Raw genomic sequence first — 23,376 nt, 5'->3', positions numbered from 1 at the left:
GTCCCGCCCGTCCAAAAAGGACGGGCGGGACGCCCATCCCACAATAACAATTAAAATTGTAAGTTATTTAATTTGCGATCCTAAATAACTTTAATTGCTAGCGAGCTTTCAGTAGGTGCGTCAGCTATTTAAATGGTGAAGTAGGAGCGAAAAACTGAGAACTACTGACGCACCCTACTGTAATTTAATTAAAATTTAATTAATTAGGTTCTCGGCCCGAAGCACTGAGCCTCTCGCGGGCAAAACTCTTCCAAATACTTAATTCGGGAAGTTTCCACGCCACACCTTCTTGTTGTTGGCCTTGTGTCGAGCAAGTCAGGCATTTTTGCCAGCAAGAAAGAGCTGCTGTTGTATCCCCTTTTGCTTCGAGAACTTGTGCTAGCAAGCAGTGTGCTACAGTATAGAATTTATCTAATTCAATTGCTTTTTTTAGGTGAGTCTCGGCGTCACTGTAAAGTTGCAGTCCTAGATAAGCCCATCCCAGATTTTTGTGGAGCGTGACTTGCACCATTTTGTCATTAACTTGTGGCAAAATGGAGAGAATTAGTTCTACCGCTACGTCAAAATTTTCGCTGAGAATTTCCAATCGAGCTAAATTATTGACAGCAGCACCGGCAGCGCGACTGTTTTTATATTCTGCTGCTTTTTTGTAGTGCTGGCGAGCGTTGGGCAAATCTTCTAGTTTTTCGTAGGTTGACCCTAAATTGTAGTTAGCTGCTGGCAGTTCTGGATTGTAGCGAATGGTTTGTGTTAAATAACATTTTGCCGTCTGTAACTCACTCTCTAAGTATTTCTTGTAACCAATTTGATTCAGGTATTTAGCAATTAATTGATGGGTGACAAATCGCCTAGCCTGCGGGCTGACTGTCAGGCGTTCTTCCCCGGACTCGGTGAGGGCTTGCAGGAGCGATCGCTCAATTAGAATTTCTACAGCCAGTTTCAATTCTGATAAGTCTTCAGCAAATAGTAGACTAGATTGCAACTCGCTAAGGGTGGCGGGTTTATTGATCGCCAAACAAGACAATACTTTTACTTCTAATTCATGAAAATCCTGAAATTGCTCTTGGAAATAATCTCGGACAATGCCCTCAATAACCGACGGAGTTTTTTTGACGAGTTGTGCTAAATTGCCCGCTAACATATCTTGAGCGTGAGTGACAGCTATTTTTAAAAGGAGGGGATTGCCGCCATATAGGTAAATGAGTTCTGATAGTAAATTACTCTCTGAAGTAGAAACTTGGGGGGCGGATAAAATGATTTGTTTGGCATCCTTTTCTGGTAACTCCCTCAGTTCTAAAGCTCGACAATGTAAGGTTTCTTCTGCTAAAATATCGAGTTCTATAGGGTGAGTCCAACTGATGAGAAGCAGGCAACTTTGGTGAGGGGTTTGTGCTATTTGTTGGAAGAGTTCCCGGTAACTTTCGTACCCGGAGCGGTAGTGTCCTGGTAGCTGTCCGCTTTCGAGGATAGTTTCGACTTCATCGAAGACTAATAAACAGCGGGTTAAACGCAAATATTCTATTAATTGGGAGATGAGTGAGTTGCTGGGTTTTGGAAGGTCGATTTCTGAATGATGAGATAGGAATTGCAAGAGCTCTGGCAAGAGTTTTTCAAGGGAACCAGAGGTGGCGATATTTCGCCAGATTATGGTTTGAAATTCCCCTTGAATTTGTTGTAGAGTTTGGGTAGCTAATGCTGTTTTGCCAATCCCTCCCATGCCACAAATTGTGACTACTCGACAACGGTTTGTTACTATCCATTTTTGGAGAGTTTCTATTTCGGAATTGCGTCCGTAAAAAGGTTCTTTAGCTGGGACTTCTCCCCAATCAATACGCGGTGAGAATTGAGGGATAGTTGTGTCTTGGAAGCGGTTACTGTCTAAGGTTGGATAAACTTCGCGGTCGGTTGTAGCATCGTGACGGTTATTGGCAACTTGTTTCTGGTATTCAGTTACGAGAATTTGCTGGAGTTTGGCTAATTTTCCCGGCCCGGCACCCTGAACTTCAAATTTTTTATACACTTCTCCCAGGCGTTTTTGTAAGGCATCTTTGCGAACGCGAAGCTGGTCTGAAATATCAGACATGGATTCGCCTTTGATTGCTCTTGATAAGACTTCAAATTCGTTTGCGGAAATGCCAACTTTAGTGGCTAAAGTTATTAAAAAATCTTCGGGAAGTTTCATACTACGTTGAATACAGGTATTACAAAGCGGGCGGTTCTACTCAAAGATAGCTGGGAAAGGACGGGGCGATCGCGCGAAATAAGCGAACACAGGAATTTTGGCAGTGGAAACAGAGGTTTCTGGGCTGTAACTTGATTATATGGGCTTTTTTCTCACTTATCACGAGATAAACGAGATATACAACAGAAGAAATGAGGGGTGGCGCAAACAGAGGCTTCTGGGCTGTAACTTGATTATATGGGCTTTTTTCTCATTTATCACTAGGTAAAGGAGATGGGAAACAGAATAATTGAGGGGCGATCGGCTGAAATTTGGAGCCGTTGCTCGATCGGGATACTTGATTGGTAGAGGTTTAGAGCTTGTTTCAGTTGCCCTTAGAGGCAGGGCTGTTTCATTCTCCTGTAGGGGCAAACCCCCCGTGGTTGCCCCGATCGCTGAAATGACCAATTTATCCTGTCTGGGCCAGGGCGGGCACGGGCCAGGGCGGGCACGGGGGCAGGGCGGGCACGGGGGCAGGGCGGGCACGGGGCAGGGCGGGCACGGGGCAGGGCGGGCACGGGGGCACCGCCCCTACAAAATCCTGGTTTTTCGGAGAAACCGCCCTGCCATTAGTGGGGCTAGAGCCTTTTGAAATCGACTTTTGATGGAAATAGCTCACTTAATGAGATTTTTCTGAGCATTAGCTTGACAATTTAGAACTATCCTTGATACATTAATCTCAGTTAGGTGCGGTGGATGTTTCAGAAAGTCGGCGCAGCCGGAGAGCTTTCTGAGTTCAGCGAACCTGAATACAGTTTCCCCCTCAGCTTTGCATAATTTTTGGGTTTGACCCTGGTTAATCAGTAGAGGTCGAAACCAGATTTACCTGTGAAAACTGCTGGACTAAAACAACTGACGAGTATCGTTGCTGATCGGAGAGTAAAAGGCCATGTTTAGGTGGGTCAAGTTGATAACCGCTTTACCGACGATCGCGCTTCTGTCTGTTTTCAATCTGTTTCCGAGGGCGATCGCCCAAGAATATCCGGGGTGTTTTCAGTTGAATTCTGAAAGAAAACAGTATGAATCTCTCGATCGGCTTTGTCGATTTCCCAAACCACCTGAAAACCCGCGGAAGCCAGACCCTTTTAGGGTTCAGCTTGTGAATGGACTGGAGTTAACTGGATTAGCGATGGAAAATACAGGAACTCAGCGATTTCTTGTAGGGCGGTTGACCAACAAGCAAAGTAAGACGGCTAAAGTTCAGTCTATCAGCGTCCAATTTATCGATAAACGAGACGGAGCTGTAGTCGAATTTTTGACTGTTGGGCTTGGCGGTGTATTAACCCCCAATCAGGGTTATGAATTCAGGAGAATTATGGATAATGCTCTTCAACTAGGCGATCGTAGTAACAATGATTTGTCTATCAAGTTTTTGGAGTGGAAGGAGGTAAGAGACTAGAGACCAAACTTAAACACCTACCAAATACTTCAATAAATTAGTAAAAATTCATGAAATGAGTAAATAAATTTTTGGGCTTGTTTCATTGAAGGCTTTTGTTAAAGGGAAGTTAAGGCAAAAAAACAAAAATCTCTGATTTTTAATTCCTCTATATACAGACTAGGAGCGACATTATGGACGAGTTTGTTAGGAAAGCTGCTGGACTAGGATTGCCTGTAATTTTACTTATAATTGTGATGGCAACTACAGGTTTTGCAGGAGCGGCCGCGATTACGACGGCTTTGGCAATGTTAGGTGGGCCAGCAGGAATGTTCGGTGGCATTGCTTTGCTGGGCATCATCGGTTTAGCGACAGAAATGTTATCTAAGTACGGTCTTGAAGCGCTGTTAATTGGAATTTACAGGCAGCGCATTCAAAATGGAGAATCTCCTGCTGCAATTTGCAAAGAAATCCGCCAATTACCCATATCTGGAGATTTGAGGCGGAGACTTGGAGAAGAGTTTGGGTCTTAGTAAATATAAGATGAGCAATTTTATTTGTAAATTGCCCAAGATAGATCGCTGCTAATTGCTTAGAGAATCAAATAGGAGGAACAGATGGAGAGCGAATTGATTGGAGAGGTTAGATTACGCAACTGCCACCTCGTCTACCGTGAAGGCTCAAACTATCGAGTAGATGTGATTAAGGCTCAAAGACCTACAATCGTATTTACAAAAAACATTACTTGTGAAGTAGTGGAGTATTTGTACAATCAACTCAAGGGACATCAAGTTAATAAAGATGAAGCAGCAGATGTCTTAAAACCTGTTGCCAGAAAGTTAGATTTACCTTACAGCTATGGGCATCAGCTTTCCTATTATACGCAGGAGGTTTTAGTGGTACTTGTGGCGATAGGTAGAGCAAGTTTGAGTCAACAAATAGGTCGAGGTTGTTGTTATACAATTTTTCGGACGTGCTAAATCCTAAAAGGAGGCGATCTAATAGCTTTTCCGAACCGCCAATAGACAATAAATATGAAATCTAATCAACTCATCCAAATCAGCGGTACACCTGGTCAAATTGTGGGGATTGTCCCAGTTCAAAGTAATGGCACAATTACGGTTAAATTGGCCGGCGAAATGTTACAAATCAGCTCGGAATCTTTTTTTGGATTAGAAACAAAAGAGGTGTTTATTCCGATTGAGGATGTTAGAGCGATTGAAACAGGAGAGGGTTGTACTTGGTGGCTGTTTTGGGTAGGAATTCCGACTCTCAGTATTTTTATCGGTGTTGTCTTTATTATTCTTGCCTTCATTGTCAAACAGCGCTATCTCACTATTTACAGTAGTCGGGTTAATGTGATAGTATTTCACAGGAAGGGAGAAAAAGTGGCTCAGTTTAGAACTGGTGTTTTAGAGGCTCGCTATTCTAAGTCTCTGGCGATCGCTAAACCGCCAATGCCACCACCGCCATCGCGTCCTTTGAATATTTGATTCAAGAGAGTAGATATCATATCAAATCCGCGCTTGATCGTCGGGCGTAAAATCGAGTCAACATTCAACACTCAAGCATCATTGAGTTTTGCGATCCAGAGTTAACAGTTAACAGTCAACAGTCAACTATTATGAGGAGTGCAACCGGAATTGATCTCATAATCCAAATCTCCTGAGTTTATGGTGCTCAGCAAAATAAAAATGCTCGTGGTGCGGGCCCCATATCCCGGATGAGGAAGACGCTTATATAGCAATCCTTGCAGGAGTCATAAATTTTTTAACCCCACCCCAACCCTCCCCTTGGTAAGGGGAGAGAGTAAGAAATTCACACAGGATTTAGGATTGCTATACTATCATTTCTACCACAAATCCAGGAGAGCCAATCTTTTATAAGAAACCGGATTTTTTAGGGTAAGTCTTATTTAAATTAACAAAACTACGGCTGCTGTTGCTAGCAGTAGCAGAATTCCGGCTGCACCGGCTAGGGGTTTTGCTGCTATTCCTGTAATCCATTCTGGTACGGTAGAAGTAGGTTTAATTGCGCCTTCTGTATCTACGGTAGTTATACCCCAAATCCAAGCTGCGTGAATGCCGATCGCCAATCCTAGACTGCCATTGTCGGCGATGCGGGCTAGTGTTAAAACCATCCCCATCAGCCACAATCCGGGCAGTTGCGGTAGAGTTTCTTTGGCTGCCCAAATTAGGTGGGCGATCGCGAAAATGAAACTGGCGATCGCTGCTGCGATTAGCATTGAGTAATCTTGCTGGAGGATTGTTTGCAAGCAGCCGCGAAAGATTAACTCTTCTGTGGCGCTAATCCACAGTGCTAATAACAGAGTCAGCAGACTAGCAGGGGTAAAAATTAAAGTCCACAAATTAATTTTTTCGCCTGTTTCGGTGGAAGTTTCGCTTTTTTTTAGCTCGATCCAGCCTGCGGTTAATTGCAGGCCGAATAAAATTACTAAGCTGATTATTCCTAATCCTAATCCCCGCATTAATGACATCAAAGTTGCGGGTTGCCAATCCCAACCCCAGTTAACAAAAGATGTATTTTCGATCCAACTTGTCGCCCATAAAATGAAGGGGACAATCACGTAGAGGGAAGCTAGTAAAGGTAGTTTTTTGTTTCCCAAGGGTTGGGGCGGATGCCATTTAAGGGCGATCGCCAGCACAATCGCTGCGGGAAGCCACACAACCATCCAAGTCGAGAAAAAGAAGATTATTTTGACAATTGCTGGTATTGACGGCGACATCAATTGCAGGTTGTTTATACTATTCCACATTTAATAGGTTGCAACTATAATACTGTTGGCTGTTGACTGTTAACTGTTAACTAATGACTAATGACTAATGACTAATGACTACTGCCAACTGCCAACTGACTACTGCCAACTGCCAATTGACTACCGATCGAGCTTGCGCTGAATTTGCCTCAAAGATTGGTACATTTCCGGCAAGCGGTTGTAGACGGCTGCGGCTTTCAGAAATAGTTTGTGGGGAATTGCTGGAACACCCGTCACGATCGCACCTGCGGGCACGTCGCTGTGAATTCCGGCTTTAGCAGTGGCGATCGCCCCATCTCCGATTTTGGCTTGATTAGCAATTCCTACTTGACCTGCCAAAATTACATTGTTGCCAATTTTTACTCCGCCAGCCATGCCAACGTGAGCGGCAAACGCGCAATTTTTCCCGACTTGACAGCCATGACCTACCTGTACTAAATTGTCGATTTTTGTATTTTGGCCGATGCGGGTTTCTCCGACAGCGGGCCTATCGATCGTGCTGTTGCAGCCAACCTCAACGCCCTCTTCTAATACAGTGCAGCCAGACTGCTCCATTTTCACCCATCCTGTGGCTGTCGGCACGAACCCAAAACCTTCGGAACCGATCGCCGCACCGCTGTGAATCACGCAATTTGCCCCGATGCGAGTACGTTCGTGAATGACACAATTAGCGTGTAAAACAGTGCCTGCGCCTATTTCCGCATCTGGGTAAATTACAACATTTGGATGAATGCAAACGTTGCTGCCAATTTTGACTTTTGCTTGAATAACGACGTGGGGGCCGATATAGACATTTTCACCAATTTCTGCTGAGGGGTGAACGACGGCTGAGGGATGAATTTCGGATGCTGGGCGAAACGGTTGATAGAAAATGGCGATCGTTTCAGCAAATAACAATCGCGGATCTGCCGCGGCAATCCAAGCAATGTTGCGATCGTCACATTGAGCTTGGAGGCTTTCATCTAAGGGTAAAATTAAAGCCGAAGCATTTGTAGTGGCTGTATGAACGGCAAATTTAGCACCTTCTATATAACTGATTGTACCCGATGGAGCTTCATCAACTGGGGCAGGGCCAGTAATTTCCGGATCGGTAGCAACCGACGCTGTGAGGGTGCGACTGGTGGCTAAATTAAGTCTTCGTACTATGTAGCTAAACTTCATCTATAAAAATTTGTTGTTAGCACAGATGGATCATAGTTAAAATTACCAGCTTTGGAGCACGATCTGAGCAGTTGCCATTTAAAAAACAAAAACCCCGGTTTCTTGAAGAAGTCGGGGTTGTAGCGATCGATTATTTTTGGAAAAATTATTTTACAGAAACTGCATCTACGTCAACGGTGCTGCCTTTGGCTTCAGAATAAGGGGCACCGGTGGCTTCGGATGCTGAAGCTGTCTCTGTTTGGCGGGATTTAAAGTAGTCGATCGCCATTTGCGACACTTCGGAAATCAGCAAGACTGCAATTGCCACGTCGTCAATTTGTCCGATGACGGGGAGAAAGTCTGGGGCTATGTCGATCGGGCTTACCAGATATGCCAGGGTTCCCAGAATAATCCACCAGCGGTACTTGGGGTTGCGGAGGGTGTCGCGATACCAGTTGTAAACAGATTGTATAGAAAAGCTCATGGGGTTGTCCTCTACTTATATTTTCAATCTTGACAAATTCTCGCTCGAAATGCTTGTGGAGATATCCCCCCTAGGGTTGGCAAGAGACTTCTACCTGGGAGTATAGGGAATTGGGGCGGGAGAAGGTGTCAATCGATTTTAGATTTTAGATTTTAGATTTTAGATTTTAGAATTGAAGCATTGACTTGCGCGAGATAAATTCGGGGGCTCCTTTATCGGATACAGGTTTTTTATTTCTGGACGGATGAATGCGGGGGCTTGTATCCTGGATGCTTTCGGTCAAGCTGTGTGGGAAGGGCGGGGACTCGTGACAACGCCCCTACAGAAACCTGACTGATAAAAGCCGATGGAATTTATCTGTGTTTATCTGCTGTTTAAAAGCATCTTCATCTATTATATCATGTCCGATCGATCGCGCATAATACACAGGCCGGGGCGGGTTTTTGAGATTGTCGGTTTTTGGCAAATATTATTGGTGAACCCGCCCCTACAGCAATCATGGTAATCGACCGGACATGATATTAGTTGTATATCGTGATTAAAGCAAGTTACTCAAATTGGGATTTTTAACCGCAGATGTCAGCAGATAAACACAGATAAACACAGATAAACGCTGATGGGATTCATTTGTGTTTATCTGCTGTTTAAAAACATCTTCATCTCTCTCACTCACGAATTTTGAAATATCCATTTTTGGTCGCCGATCGCAATTTCGCAGCCATTTGGCAGCCAAAAAGGCTCGTTAGCAGCCAGCCTCTGCCCCCCTACAAAAGTGCCGTTGGAACTGCCGCTATCGACAAGCTGATACCGCTGTTTGCCAAGTTCGTCAGTGGCCCGGCGGATTTGAGCGTGATAGCGCGAACTTTGCGGATCTTGTAATACTAAAGTGTTGGTTGGTTCGCGTCCAATTGTAAAGGGATTGGCCGTTAGGGCGATCGCTTCTCCAGAAAGTTTGTAGATTAAATATGCGGTTGTTTTGCGATCGCTGCTTGCGAGTACCGTGGGTGCAAGTTGGGGAGGATTTCTCCCCGCAGGGAGGCTGTTTTGAGCAAGTTGTTCTGTCAGTTGTTGTAAATCGCGATCGAACCCTGCTGCTGTGTCGGAAGCTGGAAGACTCGCAGGAGAATTACCTGAAATTAAGTTTAACTGCTGTACGGGAGATTGAGGAACAATGGGCCGGCCTGCTTCGGCAATTCTCATTTGCAGGGCGGCGGCATTTTCTGCTTCCTGTCGGGCACTCATGCCCTCAACTTGGCGAATAACTCCGTTTGTTTCGGGAAAGCTGACATCGCCAATTCGCACGTCTTCTAAGTTAAAACCTAGAGTATAAAAATCTTGGACGCGATCGAGCAAATTTTGTCGCAGCAACAGCCGTCCTTGACTGATAAGCTGTTGTAGGGGTATTTGCCCGATCGCTAATCCCATACAATCCTTAACTGCACTTGCTAAAACAGCTAGAGGATCGGACAATTCCAAAGCTACCCGTTTCGGATCTATAACTTGATAAATAACAGTCAGAGTAGCATCAATTAAAAATCGATCCTTAGACAAAAAATCTCCGTGCGACTGTACATCCAAATTGCGGAGTTTGGTGTCTACGATGACAATTTGACACTGTTCCAGCAGGGGAAGGGCGAAGCTGAAATGCCGCCCGGATTTCAGGGTACGCACGGCGCGGCCGTTTTTGACCAACAAACCCGTGTAACCCGCCCCTATAAAGTCCATACTAAACCCGGCCCAGCGTTCTGGAGTCACGGTTTGAATCAGGGGAGAAGCGTTGTTCATGGGAGGGAGTTGAGGGAGGGGAGATTCTATTTTTAGGGTAACAAATTGCTGGGGGCGAGCGATCGGGCGGTGTGCCGGTTCCGCAACCTCTATTCTATACTTCTGGACTCCCCCCGATTCAGGCCGGACTGGATCTAGTTTGCATCTACTTGATGGTGAGGGCGATCGAAATACTGTTCGTAGGGTGCGTCAGATCCGAAAAACTTGTTGAAATCGAAAGAATTAATGTCTAACGCACCCTACTATTTCCTGTAACTGTGACTATTTGTGCTAATATTAAAGAGCTTAAAAATTACCAATTAATAGCCTTTAACTATAATGTCTAAGGAATCCGTCATCACAGAACATATCGAAATTACGCCTGGGGTACTTGGCGGTAAGCCACGCATTGCTGGCCATCGAATTGCTGTAGCACACATCGCCGAAATGTATCTGAAAATGGGAATTTCTATAGAAGAAATTGCCGGCAAGTATGACTTACCACTTGCCTCAGTTCATGCTGCAATGACCTATTATTACGATCGTCGAGAAGAAATCGATCGTCACACTGCTGAAAGTCGAGCTATTGTGAAAGAATTAAAGCGTAATAGTTTACCATCTCCGTTACAAGAAAAATTGAGGGCAATTAGAGGTGAGTCAGCAAATTCGTTTTCATTTAGACGAACATATTGACTCTAATATTGCGCGCGGTTTACGTCGTTACGGGATCAGCATCCGACCGTTTACGCTGGGAGCAAGCCAAAATTAGCAGATGTCGCAAATTCAGAACTCACTATATATTATTCATGTTATTTACCACATTATTCTATTTCTTGCTTTACAACGAGCCTGATGAAGTAGAGGTAGCAAATGCGATCGCCCTTTCATTCCCAAAAAGCGATCGCCCTAAAAAGGAATGTACTCAACAGCATTCATCCATTCATCGGATTCTGATGCTAAAGCAATGAGTTCCAATGCCACTTACAACAACCCCTTAGCTCGCATTCTCACGAAAAATGGTGAAGGCGAAAGCAGAGATTTTTCCTGTTGTACCTGCTCCCATTCCGTCCGAATCTCCTGCTCAATTTCAGCTTGAAAGTCAAAGTAATAAGCCATTGCTGCATGAGCCTCCGACTGCATCAAATAAGGATGCTGGCGGCACATTTCTTCCACTGACCAACCGTAAGCTAGATAATCCATCACAATCTGAGCAACCCGCACGCGGGGTATCCGCTGCAACCGTGCGGGTTGACCCGCTACTTTCTCGATATGAGGATAAATTAAAGCTGATGTCATTGCTTTTTGGATCTATCTCTACAGGAGCTTAGCATAAATAGTATTATAACAGTCAACAAAAATGAAAATAATTAAACAAAGCGATCGCCCTTTCATTCCCTAAAAGCGATCGCCCTTGTGACAAGACATTATAAGTGCGATCGCCACAGCCTAAGCGACACCATAGCTCGTAAACTGCCTTGCATAGGGAGGCTGAAGCCCCAAAACAATATCCTCCCGCGCCACACCCATCAGCACTAACTCCTCAGCAATCAGTTCATCGGTTTGATTGCGTTGAATCCAGACTTTCCCATCTCTAATATCTAAGTGGATCGGGCAACTATAAATCCGATTGTGACCGTCCCAACCTAAATCTACTATCTGATAATGGTCATGTTCGGTGTCAAACAATACCTGGATTTCACTGTCGCCATTGATAGGTTTAGTCTTGCTATATTCCATCAGGAAAGTGCGAACAATTTGCCGATATTTAGCTAATCGATCCATTCCACAATCACCTCTTAATCTGGTGGTTTCTCTGTAACTCGCTCTTTCCAGTATCCTGGTTCTCGATTGCAGTGCATTACTGCCACAATTAAAATAAAATCATCCTCTATGGTGTAGAGAATTCCATAAGGAAACTTTCGCGTTAGGCAACGGCGAATATCTTCATCAACTATCGGCGAACGAGTTGGAGATTCGACAAGACGGAAGATAGCATCTTCAACGGCATTAATAAAAGCTTGCGCTAATTCAACTCGACGCTCTGTATAAAATTGGACAGCTTGAGCATATTCAGTTAATGCTGCCGGGTGAAAAACGTACCTCATTGTGCTATAATCTGCCTAATCTGAGCTAACGCTTCTTCTCCTGGAATTGGCTCAACCATACCGCTTCGGATTTCGTCGCGACGCTGCTTAGCTTCCACAGTCCACAACTTTTGAACTGTTCCGTCTATATCAAATTCAAGACTCTCAACTAGCATCTCTGCTAACTGCGCTCTCAACGCATTTGGCAAAGATAAAGCTTCTTTCATCAGTTGCTCAATTGATAGCATAATGGTATCCAAACTAAAATCGCTAAGTAGTTAAGTTGAAAAGGAAGCAAATTGTACAATTTTGTTTGATTATAGCCTAAGTCGGGGCGGGTTTACTAGGTTATTGGTATGAGGCAGTTATGGTGGGTAAAACCCGCCCCTACGCGATCGCCAATTATTCGATCGCGAATCAACCTTTTATATCGTGCCTGTTAGCTTCGGTTGAAAAGTGTTTTTGATGCTGTAGGGGCGGGTTCACCAACAATAATTGCCTGTAATCGACAATCTCATAAACCCGCCCCCACCCAATGATAAATCGCAATCTACCTCTTTCTTGATACAAGATGAACATACATAAATGCCATCATGTCCACCTACCTACCGCACCAAAAACGCCGCACACTCAACATGAGAAGTCTGAGGAAAGAAATCCGCCGGCTGCACTCGCGCTAACTTATAATCCCCATTTTCGCACAAAATCTTCAGGTCGCGAGCCAAAGTAGCCGGCTTGCAGCTAACATAAACAATACGATTTGGTTTAATTTCCTTGATAGCTTCCAAAACCGCGCGATCGCACCCTTTCCTCGGCGGATCTAGCAGCACAATATCCGGTGTCAATCCCAAGGAAGGCAGCAAACTCTCTACAGTTCCCACCTGAAAATCGACATTTCTCACGTCATTTAACTCAGCATTTAATTTGGCTTGTTCGATCGCCGCCGGTTGCACTTCTAAACCTATCGCTATTTTTACTTGTTTTGCCAAGGGTAAAGTAAAAGTACCAATTCCGCAGTAAGCGTCAATCAAAACCTCATTTCCCTGCAAATTCAATTCCCCTACCATCACCTCTAACAACGCTTCAGCCGCCTCTGTATTTACCTGAAAAAAAGTATCTGCTCTTAGCTGAAAATTCATCCCAGCAAAGCTTTCTCGCAGATAAGAACGACCCGCAATGCAGCGAGTTTCAGTTCCAAAAATCACATTAGTTTGAGCGGGATTTATATTCAAACAAACCCCTACCAGTTGAGGATATTGTTTCAGCCACTCGGATGCTTGCACTTCGAGTCCCGGCAAGTCTCCAGTGCGAACTATTAAAGTTAGCAGCATCTCGCCGGTGCGCCGTCCGATCCGCAAGGACAAATGACGCAATTCTCCTGTATGTTTCTTTTCGTCGTAAACTTGCCAATCCCGCCAGTGGATGTCTTCTTTGACTTCTTTTAACAAAGGATTGAGGCGCGGGTCTTGCACCGGACACTGATTGAGATTGACTAATTTGTGCGTGCTTTTTTGATAGTAACCCGCTTGAACTTGACCTGTCGCAGATATTGCCACGGGATAAGTCGCTTTGTTGCGGTATCCCAAAAATTGGGGAAATCCCTCGATTTTTCCCGTTAAAATTTCATCGACTTGCAAATTGCTAAATCCGCCAATCCTTTCTAAGGCTTGAATGATTTGATTTTGCTTGGCTGCAAGCTGATATTGATAGTCTACGTGCTGCCACTGACAGCCGCCGCACTTGTCGGCGACAATGCAGTTAGCTCGGATGCGGTGTTCGGAGGTTTCGAGAAGTGTGTCCAGCTTGCCTGTAGCATAGGTGGATTTGACTTGGACGAGGCGCACAAGGACTCGATCGCCCGTCACGGTATCGGGCACAAACACTACTAACTCACCAAAACGACCAACTCCGTCGCCGGTGTCTGTCAAGTCGGTAATCTCTATCTCAATCAGTTGACCTTGCTGGCAAGGGTTTGCCAATTTCGTCGAGTTTGGGGTGGGGAATTTAGATTTGGTCACAAGTAGTCGTGGTAGGATTTAATATGGTAATGCAATATCGCTCTCTCTTTCCTGAGATAAGTCGTAGCGAAGAAGCGGGGCGTAAGCCGTCGCACTCAAGCTCAATTGCAGGCTGTCTTCCTGCTGCTGAACGTCTTGCTGCTAAAGCCAAGCTTCAACCGGGGAGTCGAGCTTGCCGCGAGTTGCCTCGATCCCGTCGGTGCGATATGCTGTTGGGGCGATGTAGCAAAAACTCGTTAAACAGTCCAACTGTCTGCTGACATCCAAACTCTCACTCGCAATTTTTGAGTTTTTCCCGCAGTACCCTGGAACACAAGGAAACTGGCTTGAACATCAAGCATAACGCTTGGGGAGATTTACCCTCTACTTCTAGGATTGATAAATGTTAGGAGCAAGGCAAGTCTGCGAACCAAGAATCCCGTCGCTAAAAGATGGGAATGTTTATTAATGTTATCCTCAAATTTGAATAACAATGAGCGTAGTTAGCCAATTTATTCTCCAAGCCGACGACGAACTTCGTTATCCCAGTACCGGCGAACTCCAAAGTATCAATGATTTCTTTAAAACCGGAGAACAGCGGGTGCGTATTGCTACTGCGCTGTCTGACAGTGAGAAGAAAATTGTTGAAGAAGCTAGTAAAAAACTCTGGAAAAAACGACCTGATTTTATCTCTCCTGGGGGCAATGCTTACGGCCAACGCGAACGGGCTTTGTGTCTGCGCGACTACGGCTGGTACTTGCGCCTGATTACCTACGGTATCTTGGCGGGTGACAAGGAGCCGATCGAAAGCATCGGTTTGATTGGCGTTCGGGAAATGTATAATTCTCTGGGCGTTCCTGTTCCTGGCATGGTCGAAGCTATCCGCTGTTTGAAGGAAGCTTCTTTGGCTTTGCTCAATCAGGATGATGCTAAGGAAGCAGCTCCTTATTTTGATTATATTGCTCAGGCAATGTCTTAATTGCTTTGGCGATCGCTTTCATGAATGTGGCGGAGCATTCGCGGGTGATTTTTGGGGTGATTCGATCTCGCAATTGCTCGCAAATGTTTCGCTTCTGTTTTGGGCAAGGAAATCTGCCTAATTTCTGCTAGGAAGCAATGCAGTTTGAGCTTTCCCAGATTTCGAGAATGTCTTGTCTTTCAATGCACATTTGATTTAAAAAGTCAAGTGTTTTTGGGAGACATTGTTTTTTGAATTTCCGGCTGTCGTAGTGAATAGATGTTTTGAGCTGCGAGAGTTCTCCAAGAGTGGGGCAGGTTTGGATGTGATGGGCGATCGCATTTTGCCATTCTTCCAGCTTCCGGTAGCTGAGAAATTGTCCGCCTCTGTCCCGCCGGTGCACGAAAACCACGAAAGCCCAGGATTCGACTCGCTTAATTTGATTTTGGCTGATTTTGAGCAGTTGGGCGATCGACCTGACGGTGATGCGGAGCTTTTTCGAGGGTTGGATGCGGCGAAACAGTGGTGTCATGGCTGTATACTCAGGGGTTGAGAGGCAAGTTCGGTTTAGAGTCAATTACATATTACTATATCAGACTCTTATTGCACAAGTGCAATGAAATTAATTTAAACTTCTTCAGCTCAGATGTTGCTCGTGCAACCCTCAATCATTGATGCTGTGCTAGTTTGAGAGTTAACGTAGGTGGGAAAAATGTCAGGACTCTCTAACAAAGCTGTGGTAGACAAAGAGCAGGAATTGCGTCCCGTTCGCTTCACTGAAACGGGGCGGATGCGTTTGGGGAAGATTTTAAAAGCAGCAAGACAGACAACAGGCTGGTCTGTCAGCGAAACAGAGTTCAAAACCAAGGGATATGAAGAGGCGCTGTTCACAGCTACAAATCAACCCGTACCCAAAGATGTGGGTATCAGTGCCGCAACAGTCAACCGTTACGAACGTGGGAAGCTGGATAATTTGGATTGGCGATCGCTCTCTCTGTTATGCTTTGTCCTCAAGCCGATCGATCCGGTGACTGGGGAAGCCCTGGAACCGACAAATGCGCTTTACATCGCGTGCGAACATCCGCCGTACAATGACGCGAAGCTCTACGAGTAGTTGATTTTTGATGTCTGATTAAAGAAAATTAGTTAGATTGGGAGTTTTTAACCGCAGAGGGCGCAGAGGGCGCAGAGTTAGAGAAGAGAGAGATTAATCATTCTGATACCCACGGATTTGATATTACGCATCGCCCTTTTGTTTAGCAATTAAAGCTTTAGCTTGCTGCCACAGAGATTCTAACTCTTCTGGGGCATAATCTGACAAAGGTCGATCGCACGCAGCCTCTACCTTCGCAAACCGCTGCACGAAACGATCGTTTGTTCCTTGCAAAGCAGCCGACGGATCTAAATCGTACCAGCGAGCTAATTGAATCAACACAAACATAATATCTCCCAATTCTGACTGCTGCGCTGCCTGATCCTCGTGTTTGAGAGCGTGCTCAAATTCTGCCATTTCTTCGTGAAATTTATCCCAAACGCCGTCTACACTGTCCCAATCAAAACTCACTTCCGCAGCTTTTTGGGAGATTTTCATCCCGGCGGCTATTGGCGGCAAAGTGCTGGCATAACGGCTCATTTTCGAGGCTAAAGTTGGCGGCTTTTCCGATGTTGTGCCTTTTTCTGCTGCTTTGATTTTTTCCCAGTTTTCGTTGACTTCATCGACGCTGTTGATTTCGACATCGCCAAAGACGTGGGGATGTCGCCGAATTAGTTTTTCTGTAATGCCCGCAGCTATTTCGGCGAAGGTAAACTGATTGGATTCGCTGGCAATTTGAGCTTGCAGAATTACCTGTAACAGTAAGTCGCCCAATTCTTCGACGATCGCATCTTTATCTCCTTTGCGAATCGCATCGGCGGTTTCATAAGCTTCTTCGATTATGTGAGGAATTAGAGTTTGGGGAGTTTGAGCTAAATCCCAAGGACATCCGCCGTCGGGCGATCGCAATTTAGCTACAACTTCTATAAGTTCTTCGAGTGCTGTGAGCGATCGATTGTGGGAATTAGACATCGGAATTTACCTTTTAGATTTGCTGGAAGTGCGGCGGGTAGGTTGGCGTTTGCGCCTCTTAATTGTCCCAGGAGGCCGCAACCCGCTCAATCCTTTCTTTTTTAATCTTTTGTAAGCCGAGCCGCCCCAATCGCTCAGATAGTGGCTCATAGCGCCCAATTCTAGACCGATGTAAACGGCTAAAATTTCGATGTGGTGTTCCCAGATCGATCGCCCGTAACTCAAAACCACATCCTGCCAATTCCAGCCGAAGTTTCCGACTTTTTCGGCAATTGCCAATCCCAACACTCCGAGAACCGCGATCCAGATAGCGAGGTACAGGATTCGCAAAGCAGTGCCGATCAGAGGGCCGTGGGACAAAAAAGAGCGGTGGCGCAGGCTTTTTTGGTACGGGAGCCAAATTGGTTTGAACCATCCCCAGCGCTGATACTGGCAGGAGTAGATATCCAAGTCGGGGCCAAACATCAGCCCGCCGAATAAGAAACTGCCGGAAACGAGCAAAGTCAGGTTGCTGCTGCTCGTCTGGCCAAAGGTGAGGGCTGCCACCAAGGGCAAACTCCACATGGTTATTTGATCGTGGGTGCGGCCAGAGGGCATTTAAAGTTTAGGATTTTTTTTACTTGATCTTTCTGAGTTACTGTGATATGATAAATCCTTGTGAGTGCAATTGGGTGATTAGCTCAGTGGTAGAGCGCCTGCTTTACACGCAGGATGCCGTAGGTTCAAATCCTACATTACCCATCCGATAACTCAATATCAAAAGTTTCAGCCGTTTTTAGCCGTCAAGCCGAGAACGGCTGTTGCTGTTGCTCTTGGGGGTTGACTGTTGAATTGGGTGACAACTAAATTTAACATTCTGGGGCGGATGTCTCAAAAGTTGGCACCCAATGCTAGAAAATTAATTTATTGATTTTCTTTTTTAGAACCTTGTATATGAAGCCTAAAATAACTAGCCCGATCGCGTGGCAGCAAGCTGAACTGCTCATGCAGCCAGCGATGATCCGAGTGATCGACAACATCCGCAAACAATTAGAGGAGTCAGTTTGGACGGGTACTTATCAAGAAGTCCAGATTCCCATTCCTGGCTATCAACTACTTTTAGAGCTTCAAGGCGAGCAAAGATGTGTCGATATTTGGGAACTTTGCTATCGAGTCTGCTTTGTCAACTACCAGCCCGCCCACAGTCAAATCCAAAGCCAAGAAGTTGTAATTGATACTAGCTTGATTGATGGTGAGACTGGCGATGTAGATTGGAATCGTCTTGATGCTAAAGCCAGCCAATTAATCCAAGAAATATTCGCTAATTTGGACAAATAGTCAGTTGTCAGTTGTCAGTTGACAGGAAAGTAGTAGTTAATAGTCAACAGTCAACAGTCATCAGTTATCAGTCAACAGTTAACAGTCAACAAAATCTTATGATTCAGCAATTGCACGACATTCAAGCAGCCACCGGTGCTACTTTTGCAGAGTTAACAACCAAAGAAATTGTCCCAGTCAGTTTTGGTAACGACGCAGAAGCGATCACAGCAACGAAACAAGGTGTAGCTTTGTACGATCGCACTCACTGGGGACGCATTCAAATCTCAGACAGCGATCGACTGCGGTTCTTGCACAATCAAAGTACCAATAACTTTAATATACTCAAACCCGGTCAAGGTTGTGACACAGTTTTCGTCACATCCACCGCCCGGACGATCGACCTCGCCACCGCTTACGCGACAGAAGATGCCGTACTGCTGCTAGTCTCAGCCAACCGCCGCCGCCAACTGCTGGAATTGCTCGATCGCTATATTTTCCCAATGGATCGCGTCGAGTTAACAGATTTAACCGATACAACAGTTGCTTTCAGTTTCTTCGGCCCGGAAAGCACTCAACTACTAGAAAAAATCGGAGTTACCGAACTCGAAAATCAACCTTACGCTACTCACAAATTGATAAAAACCCCCCCTTACCAAGGGGGGGTTCGAGTGGCTGTGGGTAGCGGTTTAGCAACTCCCGGATACACGTTAATTGCCCAAGCTTGCGATGCCGCCAACTTGTGGCAGGAATTAGTCAAAGCTGGGGCCGTACCGATGGGCGATCGAGTTTGGGAACAACTGCGAATCGAACAAGGACGCCCCGCCCCCGATTTTGAACTCACAGATGATTACAACCCCTTAGAAGCCCGCCTTTTACACACGATTACCTATGACAAAGGTTGCTACATCGGTCAAGAAACAATTGCCCGGTTGAACACCTACAAAGGAGTCAAACAAGAACTTTGGGGCGTGCAGTTGAGCGGTGCTGTTGAACCCGGAACAGCAGTCACAATCGGAGAAGAAAAAGTCGGCAAACTCACCAGTTTTACGGAAACTGAATCTGGCTTTTTTGGTCTGGCTTACATCCGCACAAAAGCGGGGGGCGAAGGGCTGAAAGTGCAGGTAGGAGAAATGACCGGGGAAGTAGTAAACCTGCCTTTTTTAAGTTTGTAAGCTTGGGTTTGTAGTGAGGACTTTATTCCTCATAGATTGAATTCCTCACTACGAACCTATAGGGGGTATTCTACTGGACATCATAAGCTAGATCAGTATTTAAATTGCAGGTCAACAAATAATCAAACTCTTGTGGGACGTTGCTCCGACGCTGCCCCAAGTATGCAGTTTAAATGCACAATAGCTGATTAAATTATGACATAATCTTCGCCCAAAACAGCTTGATTGACCTGCGGTTCCGGCTCTACTGGGTCGCTGTAATGAGTGTCAATGTGTTTGATGAAACTTTCCCGATAAGCTTTGAGATGCGAGTTAAGTGCTTCGAGATCCTGCTCTCCTGTCGCGAAACCTTTCTCTCTTCTAAATTGACCCGATTCTTTAACAAAAGCCATATCAACTTGCCACAACGCCTTATCAATCGGGCGATAGGACAAATCAACAATATCATAAGCTGCGAATCCTTGGGAGTTCATAAAACTCATTACATCATACATCTGACCGAACAATGTAACTTCTACAATTACATATTCAGTTTGCTGCAAAATCTCAGTTGCTCCTGCTAAAACATCTAATTCCTGTCCGTCTACATCAACTTTAATTAAATACGGGCCTGGCAAGTTTCTTTCCCTGCATATTCCATCCAAGGTAATGGCTGGTATGTTTCTCACATAAGGATTGCTGCTGTCAGTAACGAGATTTTCAGAAAGTGAAGAATGCACCATACCGGGACTGACGTTGAGGGTGAAAACTCCCGATTCTTTGGTAGCTGCTGCAATAATGTATTCTGCACTTTTGAGTTTGCGGCAAATTTTGGCCAGATAAGGTTCATTTTCGGCGATTGGCTCAATTAGCAAATGTCGCGCATCGGGGAAAGTTTCGTAAAGATTAAAAGTTCCCAAGGCGGCACCGACATCAATCACAGTTCTTGGTTGAAAACCTAAGTCTTTAGCCAGCAGCAAGCTGCCTGACATCGAGTTTCTGAGAATTCCTGTTTGTTGTTGGTTCACAATTTTTTCCAGATTTCAATGTGGATAAAGTTAATACAGCACTTTCCAGGTAAGTGAAGTACAGAGAAACCGGGTTTCTTGAATAAAACCGGTTTTTGGCGAGAAATCCAGAAGAAACCCGGTTTCTGGGGTGTACTTTATAAACCTGGAATCCGCTGTAGTATGTCTTGCAGCCGAGTTATTGTATGTCCGAATATTGTATGTTTGAATAAAGAAACGAAGCAATCGCCGAGGTTTGCTATTTCTTCGTTTCGGATCGTAATGACAGAAATAGGTTTTAACTCAGATGTTGCACCATTGTCAATCAGCTTTTTAGGAACAGGCTTTTCGGCCTGTTCCACAATATATATATAGCAATCCTTGCAGGAGTAAAAAGATGTAGGGGTAGTGCTAAGACTGCCTACCCTGCCTCATGGGGCAACCACGGGGGGTTTGCCCCTACAATAATTACACAAATGATTTGGGATTGCTATAGTAAATTTTCTTGTGGAACAAGCTGGACGGCCTGTTCTTGAGAATGGTGCAAGATGTGAGTTTCCATGTAACCTGCTACTATTTCGCGGATTTGTGCGCCTTGTTTTCCGGTTCGACAGATTGCAAAGCTTCGTCGAGAATTGCACGGGCTGACTCGGCTTTACTCCTAGCATCTCGATAGCGAACGTTAGCTTGAGCGAAGTTTTTGAGAACCTTGAAACCGTCTTTGAGGCTGGCGATTTCTTCGGCAGTCACAGCCTCATCTGTAAACAAAATGTCGATCGCAGCCCGGATTTTTAGTGCTTCTTCGCGGGATTCCATCACTTTCAATTTGAGACTTGCCAAATTGCTCAAAATCTGGACGGCTTCAGTAATCGCATCCTCGCCGTCAGACGCAGCATCTTCGATATCCTTAACTTCAACAAACTGTTTGGGCCCAAATCCCTCCATGAGTTCCGTAGGCAGCTTGCCCTCATCCATGAGATCCATCAGCCGATCCATCGCTTCTTCCCGGGCTTTGGCTGAATCTTTCCCCTTGACAGTTAAAATAATTTCGGGGCTTTGAGGAAGTGTATAGCGAACCATATTTTGACAGCCTGTGCGCGAAAACAATTGAATGATATTTTATCTTTATTCGATCGCCAGTTGCAGCTATCAATCCGCTCGACTACCAACCGCTTGCCAAAACTTGACACATATACACTCAAAAGGAACCCTCGACAATGAAAGATAAATTTCTTAACTTTCTCAACTTGATTTTAGTAGCTGATGTGTTTTTCGTCTTTGCCATTTTTGGGTGGTTTGTGATCGCAGTAGCGGGTCGATCGACCGGGGTGAATCTCGGTTTTGATTTGTGGTACAGTCTCTGGCAGCCCGTATTTAATCCCGCCCTGGGAATTCTTATGGGTGGTGCTATTCTCAGCGGTATAATTAACCAAGTTTCTAAACGCCTCAATCCCAAGTAAAATTGATGTTTTGTTGGAGACGGTGATTGGCGATGCTACTTAGTTGGCGATCGAACTTGTGGAATGCTTCAGAGATGAGGCACTCAATTAGGTCGATGAAGCTTGAAAATACATAAGTAGTCAAAAACGAGTGAAACGCTCCCCAAAGGAGCGATATCTTATCAAAGCAATCACAAAAGTTATGATAGCTTTACATTCTGTTACAGAGTAAAGTTTATTTTCGCCTACCTATTTACGTCAAAAATCAGGATTGGACGATCGGGATCTAAAAATATCAACTCATGTTCTGATGAACAAAAGTCGGGCAATTATGGGAGAACAAAAATGTATCGGTATCCTCACCAGCGGAGGTGACTGTGCAGGCTTAAATGCAGTTATTCGAGCCGTTGTCTACCGCGCAACGGGAACTTACAATTGGAAAGTGATGGGGATTCGTCAAGCCACCAACGGATTGATGAGTCGTCCCCCTCAAGCAATTCCCTTGGATATTGAGAAAGTAGACTCGTGGCTCACCATTGGCGGTACGATGCTAGGCACGACAAATAAGGGCGATCCTTTTGCTTTCCCCATGCCGGATGGGACTCTACGCGATCGTTCTGACGACATTATCGAAGGCTATCATCAATTAGGTTTGGATGCTTTAATTGGGATTGGTGGCGACGGTAGTCTTGCCATTCTCAGGAAGATTGCTCAACAAGGTAATTTGAATTTAGTTGCGATTCCTAAAACTATTGATAATGATGTTGGAATTACCGAGCGTTCTATCGGTTTTGATACTGCGGTAAATATTGCCACTGAAGCACTCGATCGCTTGCATTTTACTGCCGCAAGTCACAGTCGCGTCATGATTGTCGAAGTCATGGGACGCGACGCGGGACATATTGCGATCAGTGCCGGAATTTCTGGAGGAGCTGATATAATTTTGATTCCAGAAATCCCTTACACAATTTCCAAAATCTGTGCCCAAATCCAAGAACGCCAAGACCGGGGAAAAAACTACTGTTTAATTATAGTAGCGGAGGCAGTTCGCACTGAAGAAGGCGAGTTAGTAATGCAAACAAATCGCTTAGGTCAAAGTCGATTAGGCGGAATTGGTCAGTATTTAGCTGATACAATTTCTGACTGCAGCGGTGCAGAAACTCGCGTCACTGTTTTGGGGCATATTCAACGCGGAGGAACTCCTTCATCGCTAGAAAGGTTAATTGCTTCTGCTTTTGGCGTCGCAGCAGTTGATTTAATTGCCGAAGAGAAATACGACTGCATGGTATCTTGGCAAAAGCGGGAAGTTGTGAGCGTTCCTCTGGAAGATGCGATCGCCAAATACAGACCTGTAGACTTCGATGGTACTCTGGTTAAAACGGCCCGCGGTTTAGGGATTTGTCTAGGGGACTAAACAATTACCCCTCCGATTTCTCAAAGATTTAGTCGGGGACGCACTCAGAACCAAGAAACCGGCTTTTTTAACCGAGACTGAGGGTTTTAAGCTAGTGTATGGTCGTAAAAAAACCAAGGTGATGACCAAGAATTTCTTCATGTGGTATCCGCCACGTGATTTATCCGTGGAATCAATCCAAAATCGAAAATCGAAAATC

28 protein-coding genes and 1 tRNA gene are annotated in these 23,376 nt (G+C 45.1%); 13 read left to right on the top strand and 16 right to left on the bottom strand.

Going from position 1 to position 23,376, the window contains the following annotated elements; genetic code table 11:
• Positions 1-199: 199 nt before the first annotated feature.
• The gene (locus QUA88_RS26485; RefSeq protein WP_333274679.1) at positions 200-2,182 is read right to left on the bottom strand and encodes an NB-ARC domain-containing protein; all 1,983 of its coding nucleotides are present in this window, start codon (positions 2,180-2,182) and stop codon (positions 200-202) included.
• A gap of 928 nt (positions 2,183-3,110) precedes the next feature.
• Here QUA88_RS26485 and QUA88_RS26480 point away from each other — a divergent pair.
• From QUA88_RS26480 to QUA88_RS26465, 4 genes are all read left to right on the top strand, one after another.
• Entirely contained in the window at positions 3,111-3,620 is a 510-nt protein-coding gene (locus tag QUA88_RS26480) for a hypothetical protein (RefSeq protein WP_333274676.1), read from the top strand.
• Between the two features lie 173 nt (positions 3,621-3,793).
• A complete protein-coding gene (locus QUA88_RS26475) occupies positions 3,794-4,132 on the top strand; it encodes a hypothetical protein (protein WP_333233226.1) in 339 nt (112 codons plus the stop codon).
• An 84-nt stretch (positions 4,133-4,216) separates the two neighbouring features.
• Positions 4,217-4,579 carry a hypothetical protein gene (locus QUA88_RS26470; RefSeq protein WP_333052366.1) on the top strand — a complete coding sequence of 121 codons (363 nt, stop codon included), beginning with the start codon at positions 4,217-4,219 and terminating at the stop codon, positions 4,577-4,579.
• 54 nt (positions 4,580-4,633) lie between these two features.
• Positions 4,634-5,092 (top strand): hypothetical protein, encoded by a 459-nt coding sequence (locus QUA88_RS26465; RefSeq protein ID WP_333052364.1) that lies wholly within the window; start codon positions 4,634-4,636, stop codon positions 5,090-5,092.
• 422 nt (positions 5,093-5,514) lie between these two features.
• Here the strand turns inward: QUA88_RS26465 and QUA88_RS26460 are convergent, their stop codons facing one another.
• From QUA88_RS26460 to QUA88_RS26445, 4 genes are all read right to left on the bottom strand, one after another.
• Positions 5,515-6,375 (bottom strand): CPBP family glutamic-type intramembrane protease, encoded by an 861-nt coding sequence (locus QUA88_RS26460; protein ID WP_333052361.1) that lies wholly within the window; start codon positions 6,373-6,375, stop codon positions 5,515-5,517.
• 120 nt (positions 6,376-6,495) lie between these two features.
• A complete protein-coding gene (gene lpxD, locus QUA88_RS26455) occupies positions 6,496-7,536 on the bottom strand; it encodes a UDP-3-O-(3-hydroxymyristoyl)glucosamine N-acyltransferase (RefSeq protein ID WP_333052358.1) in 1,041 nt (346 codons plus the stop codon).
• A 145-nt stretch (positions 7,537-7,681) separates the two neighbouring features.
• Positions 7,682-7,999 (bottom strand): YkvA family protein, encoded by a 318-nt coding sequence (locus QUA88_RS26450; RefSeq protein WP_333052356.1) that lies wholly within the window; start codon positions 7,997-7,999, stop codon positions 7,682-7,684.
• Between the two features lie 669 nt (positions 8,000-8,668).
• Positions 8,669-9,784 carry an SPFH domain-containing protein gene (locus QUA88_RS26445; RefSeq protein ID WP_333274671.1) on the bottom strand — a complete coding sequence of 372 codons (1,116 nt, stop codon included), beginning with the start codon at positions 9,782-9,784 and terminating at the stop codon, positions 8,669-8,671.
• Between the two features lie 318 nt (positions 9,785-10,102).
• On the opposite strand from QUA88_RS26445, the gene QUA88_RS26440 reads away from it, so the two are divergent.
• Both QUA88_RS26440 and QUA88_RS26435 read left to right on the top strand, forming a co-directional pair.
• Positions 10,103-10,456, top strand: coding sequence for a DUF433 domain-containing protein (locus QUA88_RS26440; RefSeq protein ID WP_333052351.1), 354 nt, complete (start codon positions 10,103-10,105; stop codon positions 10,454-10,456).
• 113 nt (positions 10,457-10,569) lie between these two features.
• Positions 10,570-10,731 carry a hypothetical protein gene (locus QUA88_RS26435; protein ID WP_333052348.1) on the top strand — a complete coding sequence of 54 codons (162 nt, stop codon included), beginning with the start codon at positions 10,570-10,572 and terminating at the stop codon, positions 10,729-10,731.
• Between the two features lie 13 nt (positions 10,732-10,744).
• On the opposite strand, the gene QUA88_RS26430 is transcribed toward QUA88_RS26435, so the two are convergent.
• The 6 genes from QUA88_RS26430 to QUA88_RS26405 all read right to left on the bottom strand — a co-directional run bounded on the left by QUA88_RS26430 (position 10,745) and on the right by QUA88_RS26405 (position 14,132).
• Entirely contained in the window at positions 10,745-11,059 is a 315-nt protein-coding gene (locus QUA88_RS26430) for a DUF433 domain-containing protein (RefSeq protein WP_106331699.1), read from the bottom strand.
• A gap of 150 nt (positions 11,060-11,209) precedes the next feature.
• Positions 11,210-11,545 carry a XisI protein gene (locus tag QUA88_RS26425; RefSeq protein WP_333052345.1) on the bottom strand — a complete coding sequence of 112 codons (336 nt, stop codon included), beginning with the start codon at positions 11,543-11,545 and terminating at the stop codon, positions 11,210-11,212.
• 14 nt (positions 11,546-11,559) lie between these two features.
• Positions 11,560-11,868, bottom strand: a complete 309-nt coding sequence (locus QUA88_RS26420) for a type II toxin-antitoxin system RelE/ParE family toxin (RefSeq protein ID WP_242720111.1) — start codon at positions 11,866-11,868, stop codon at positions 11,560-11,562.
• Positions 11,865-12,074, bottom strand: a complete 210-nt coding sequence (locus QUA88_RS26415) for an addiction module protein (RefSeq protein ID WP_333274666.1) — start codon at positions 12,072-12,074, stop codon at positions 11,865-11,867. Before QUA88_RS26415 ends, QUA88_RS26420 begins: the two co-directional genes overlap by 4 nt.
• A 378-nt stretch (positions 12,075-12,452) precedes the next feature.
• The gene (rlmD, locus tag QUA88_RS26410) at positions 12,453-13,865 is read right to left on the bottom strand and encodes a 23S rRNA (uracil(1939)-C(5))-methyltransferase RlmD (RefSeq protein WP_333274664.1); all 1,413 of its coding nucleotides are present in this window, start codon (positions 13,863-13,865) and stop codon (positions 12,453-12,455) included.
• 141 nt (positions 13,866-14,006) lie between these two features.
• Complete coding sequence (locus QUA88_RS26405; RefSeq protein ID WP_333274661.1) at positions 14,007-14,132, bottom strand: hypothetical protein; 126 nt, start codon at positions 14,130-14,132, stop codon at positions 14,007-14,009.
• 205 nt (positions 14,133-14,337) lie between these two features.
• Here QUA88_RS26405 and QUA88_RS26400 point away from each other — a divergent pair, with 205 nt between their 5' ends.
• Positions 14,338-14,823, top strand: coding sequence for an allophycocyanin subunit alpha-B (locus tag QUA88_RS26400; protein ID WP_293336342.1), 486 nt, complete (start codon positions 14,338-14,340; stop codon positions 14,821-14,823).
• Positions 14,824-14,950: 127 nt separating this feature from the next.
• Here the strand turns inward: QUA88_RS26400 and QUA88_RS26395 are convergent, their stop codons facing one another.
• Entirely contained in the window at positions 14,951-15,334 is a 384-nt protein-coding gene (locus QUA88_RS26395; protein ID WP_333233222.1) for a hypothetical protein, read from the bottom strand.
• Between the two features lie 180 nt (positions 15,335-15,514).
• Between QUA88_RS26395 and QUA88_RS26390 the strand changes: the two genes are divergently transcribed.
• Positions 15,515-15,916 (top strand): helix-turn-helix domain-containing protein, encoded by a 402-nt coding sequence (locus QUA88_RS26390; protein ID WP_172192721.1) that lies wholly within the window; start codon positions 15,515-15,517, stop codon positions 15,914-15,916.
• Positions 15,917-16,039: 123 nt separating this feature from the next.
• On the opposite strand, the gene mazG is transcribed toward QUA88_RS26390, so the two are convergent.
• Together mazG and QUA88_RS26380 are read right to left on the bottom strand one after the other, a co-directional pair.
• Positions 16,040-16,867, bottom strand: a complete 828-nt coding sequence (gene mazG, locus QUA88_RS26385; RefSeq protein ID WP_333212442.1) for a nucleoside triphosphate pyrophosphohydrolase — start codon at positions 16,865-16,867, stop codon at positions 16,040-16,042.
• Between the two features lie 6 nt (positions 16,868-16,873).
• Positions 16,874-17,464: a metal-binding protein gene (locus QUA88_RS26380; protein ID WP_333052326.1), complete on the bottom strand. Its 591-nt coding sequence runs from the start codon at positions 17,462-17,464 to the stop codon at positions 16,874-16,876.
• 72 nt (positions 17,465-17,536) lie between these two features.
• Between QUA88_RS26380 and QUA88_RS26375 the strand changes: the two genes are divergently transcribed.
• The 3 genes from QUA88_RS26375 (at position 17,537) to ygfZ (ending at position 19,338) form a co-directional block, all read left to right on the top strand.
• Positions 17,537-17,608 (top strand) — tRNA-Val (locus QUA88_RS26375).
• A 192-nt stretch (positions 17,609-17,800) separates the two neighbouring features.
• Entirely contained in the window at positions 17,801-18,184 is a 384-nt protein-coding gene (locus QUA88_RS26370; RefSeq protein ID WP_333052324.1) for a hypothetical protein, read from the top strand.
• Positions 18,185-18,282: 98 nt separating this feature from the next.
• Positions 18,283-19,338 carry a CAF17-like 4Fe-4S cluster assembly/insertion protein YgfZ gene (ygfZ, locus tag QUA88_RS26365; protein ID WP_333274656.1) on the top strand — a complete coding sequence of 352 codons (1,056 nt, stop codon included), beginning with the start codon at positions 18,283-18,285 and terminating at the stop codon, positions 19,336-19,338.
• 188 nt (positions 19,339-19,526) lie between these two features.
• Here the strand turns inward: ygfZ and QUA88_RS26360 are convergent, their stop codons facing one another.
• Together QUA88_RS26360 and QUA88_RS26355 are read right to left on the bottom strand one after the other, a co-directional pair.
• Positions 19,527-20,345 (bottom strand): FkbM family methyltransferase, encoded by an 819-nt coding sequence (locus QUA88_RS26360; RefSeq protein ID WP_333052320.1) that lies wholly within the window; start codon positions 20,343-20,345, stop codon positions 19,527-19,529.
• A gap of 552 nt (positions 20,346-20,897) precedes the next feature.
• Positions 20,898-21,404, bottom strand: a complete 507-nt coding sequence (locus QUA88_RS26355; RefSeq protein ID WP_333212447.1) for a hypothetical protein — start codon at positions 21,402-21,404, stop codon at positions 20,898-20,900.
• 137 nt (positions 21,405-21,541) lie between these two features.
• Between QUA88_RS26355 and QUA88_RS26350 the strand changes: the two genes are divergently transcribed.
• Both QUA88_RS26350 and QUA88_RS26345 read left to right on the top strand, forming a co-directional pair.
• Complete coding sequence (locus tag QUA88_RS26350) at positions 21,542-21,784, top strand: hypothetical protein (RefSeq protein WP_333052315.1); 243 nt, start codon at positions 21,542-21,544, stop codon at positions 21,782-21,784.
• A 310-nt stretch (positions 21,785-22,094) separates the two neighbouring features.
• Positions 22,095-23,177 carry an ATP-dependent 6-phosphofructokinase gene (locus QUA88_RS26345; RefSeq protein ID WP_333274682.1) on the top strand — a complete coding sequence of 361 codons (1,083 nt, stop codon included), beginning with the start codon at positions 22,095-22,097 and terminating at the stop codon, positions 23,175-23,177.
• Positions 23,178-23,376 lie beyond the last annotated feature (199 nt).

The organism is Microcoleus sp. D3_18_C2 (genome assembly GCF_036702395.1).
Taxonomy (GTDB): domain Bacteria; phylum Cyanobacteriota; class Cyanobacteriia; order Cyanobacteriales; family Microcoleaceae; genus Microcoleus.
The sequence above is the reverse complement of the archived record's forward strand: the minus strand, read 5'-3'. Positions and strand labels throughout refer to the sequence as shown.

Bases quoted from the DNA above. Each gene is read 5' to 3' on its own strand.
- QUA88_RS26435 (WP_333052348.1), top strand. From the start codon at position 10,570: ATGTTATTTACCACATTATTCTATTTCTTGCTTTACAACGAGCCTGAT.
- QUA88_RS26400 (WP_293336342.1), top strand. From the start codon at position 14,338: ATGAGCGTAGTTAGCCAATTTATTCTCCAAGCCGACGACGAACTTCGT.
- QUA88_RS26415 (WP_333274666.1), bottom strand. From the start codon at position 12,074: ATGAAAGAAGCTTTATCTTTGCCAAATGCGTTGAGAGCGCAGTTAGCA.
- QUA88_RS26390 (WP_172192721.1), top strand. From the start codon at position 15,515: ATGTCAGGACTCTCTAACAAAGCTGTGGTAGACAAAGAGCAGGAATTG.
- QUA88_RS26380 (WP_333052326.1), bottom strand. From the start codon at position 17,464: ATGCCCTCTGGCCGCACCCACGATCAAATAACCATGTGGAGTTTGCCC.
- QUA88_RS26445 (WP_333274671.1), bottom strand. From the start codon at position 9,784: ATGAACAACGCTTCTCCCCTGATTCAAACCGTGACTCCAGAACGCTGG.
- QUA88_RS26470 (WP_333052366.1), top strand. From the start codon at position 4,217: ATGGAGAGCGAATTGATTGGAGAGGTTAGATTACGCAACTGCCACCTC.
- lpxD (WP_333052358.1), bottom strand. From the start codon at position 7,536: ATGAAGTTTAGCTACATAGTACGAAGACTTAATTTAGCCACCAGTCGC.
- QUA88_RS26370 (WP_333052324.1), top strand. From the start codon at position 17,801: ATGAAGCCTAAAATAACTAGCCCGATCGCGTGGCAGCAAGCTGAACTG.
- QUA88_RS26350 (WP_333052315.1), top strand. From the start codon at position 21,542: ATGAAAGATAAATTTCTTAACTTTCTCAACTTGATTTTAGTAGCTGAT.
- QUA88_RS26485 (WP_333274679.1), bottom strand. From the start codon at position 2,182: ATGAAACTTCCCGAAGATTTTTTAATAACTTTAGCCACTAAAGTTGGC.
- QUA88_RS26480 (WP_333274676.1), top strand. From the start codon at position 3,111: ATGTTTAGGTGGGTCAAGTTGATAACCGCTTTACCGACGATCGCGCTT.
- QUA88_RS26395 (WP_333233222.1), bottom strand. From the start codon at position 15,334: ATGACACCACTGTTTCGCCGCATCCAACCCTCGAAAAAGCTCCGCATC.
- QUA88_RS26440 (WP_333052351.1), top strand. From the start codon at position 10,103: ATGTCTAAGGAATCCGTCATCACAGAACATATCGAAATTACGCCTGGG.
- QUA88_RS26425 (WP_333052345.1), bottom strand. From the start codon at position 11,545: ATGGATCGATTAGCTAAATATCGGCAAATTGTTCGCACTTTCCTGATG.
- mazG (WP_333212442.1), bottom strand. From the start codon at position 16,867: ATGTCTAATTCCCACAATCGATCGCTCACAGCACTCGAAGAACTTATA.
- QUA88_RS26450 (WP_333052356.1), bottom strand. From the start codon at position 7,999: ATGAGCTTTTCTATACAATCTGTTTACAACTGGTATCGCGACACCCTC.
- QUA88_RS26465 (WP_333052364.1), top strand. From the start codon at position 4,634: ATGAAATCTAATCAACTCATCCAAATCAGCGGTACACCTGGTCAAATT.
- QUA88_RS26460 (WP_333052361.1), bottom strand. From the start codon at position 6,375: ATGTGGAATAGTATAAACAACCTGCAATTGATGTCGCCGTCAATACCA.
- QUA88_RS26355 (WP_333212447.1), bottom strand. From the start codon at position 21,404: ATGGTTCGCTATACACTTCCTCAAAGCCCCGAAATTATTTTAACTGTC.
- QUA88_RS26475 (WP_333233226.1), top strand. From the start codon at position 3,794: ATGGACGAGTTTGTTAGGAAAGCTGCTGGACTAGGATTGCCTGTAATT.
- QUA88_RS26430 (WP_106331699.1), bottom strand. From the start codon at position 11,059: ATGACATCAGCTTTAATTTATCCTCATATCGAGAAAGTAGCGGGTCAA.
- QUA88_RS26420 (WP_242720111.1), bottom strand. From the start codon at position 11,868: ATGAGGTACGTTTTTCACCCGGCAGCATTAACTGAATATGCTCAAGCT.
- QUA88_RS26345 (WP_333274682.1), top strand. From the start codon at position 22,095: ATGGGAGAACAAAAATGTATCGGTATCCTCACCAGCGGAGGTGACTGT.
- ygfZ (WP_333274656.1), top strand. From the start codon at position 18,283: ATGATTCAGCAATTGCACGACATTCAAGCAGCCACCGGTGCTACTTTT.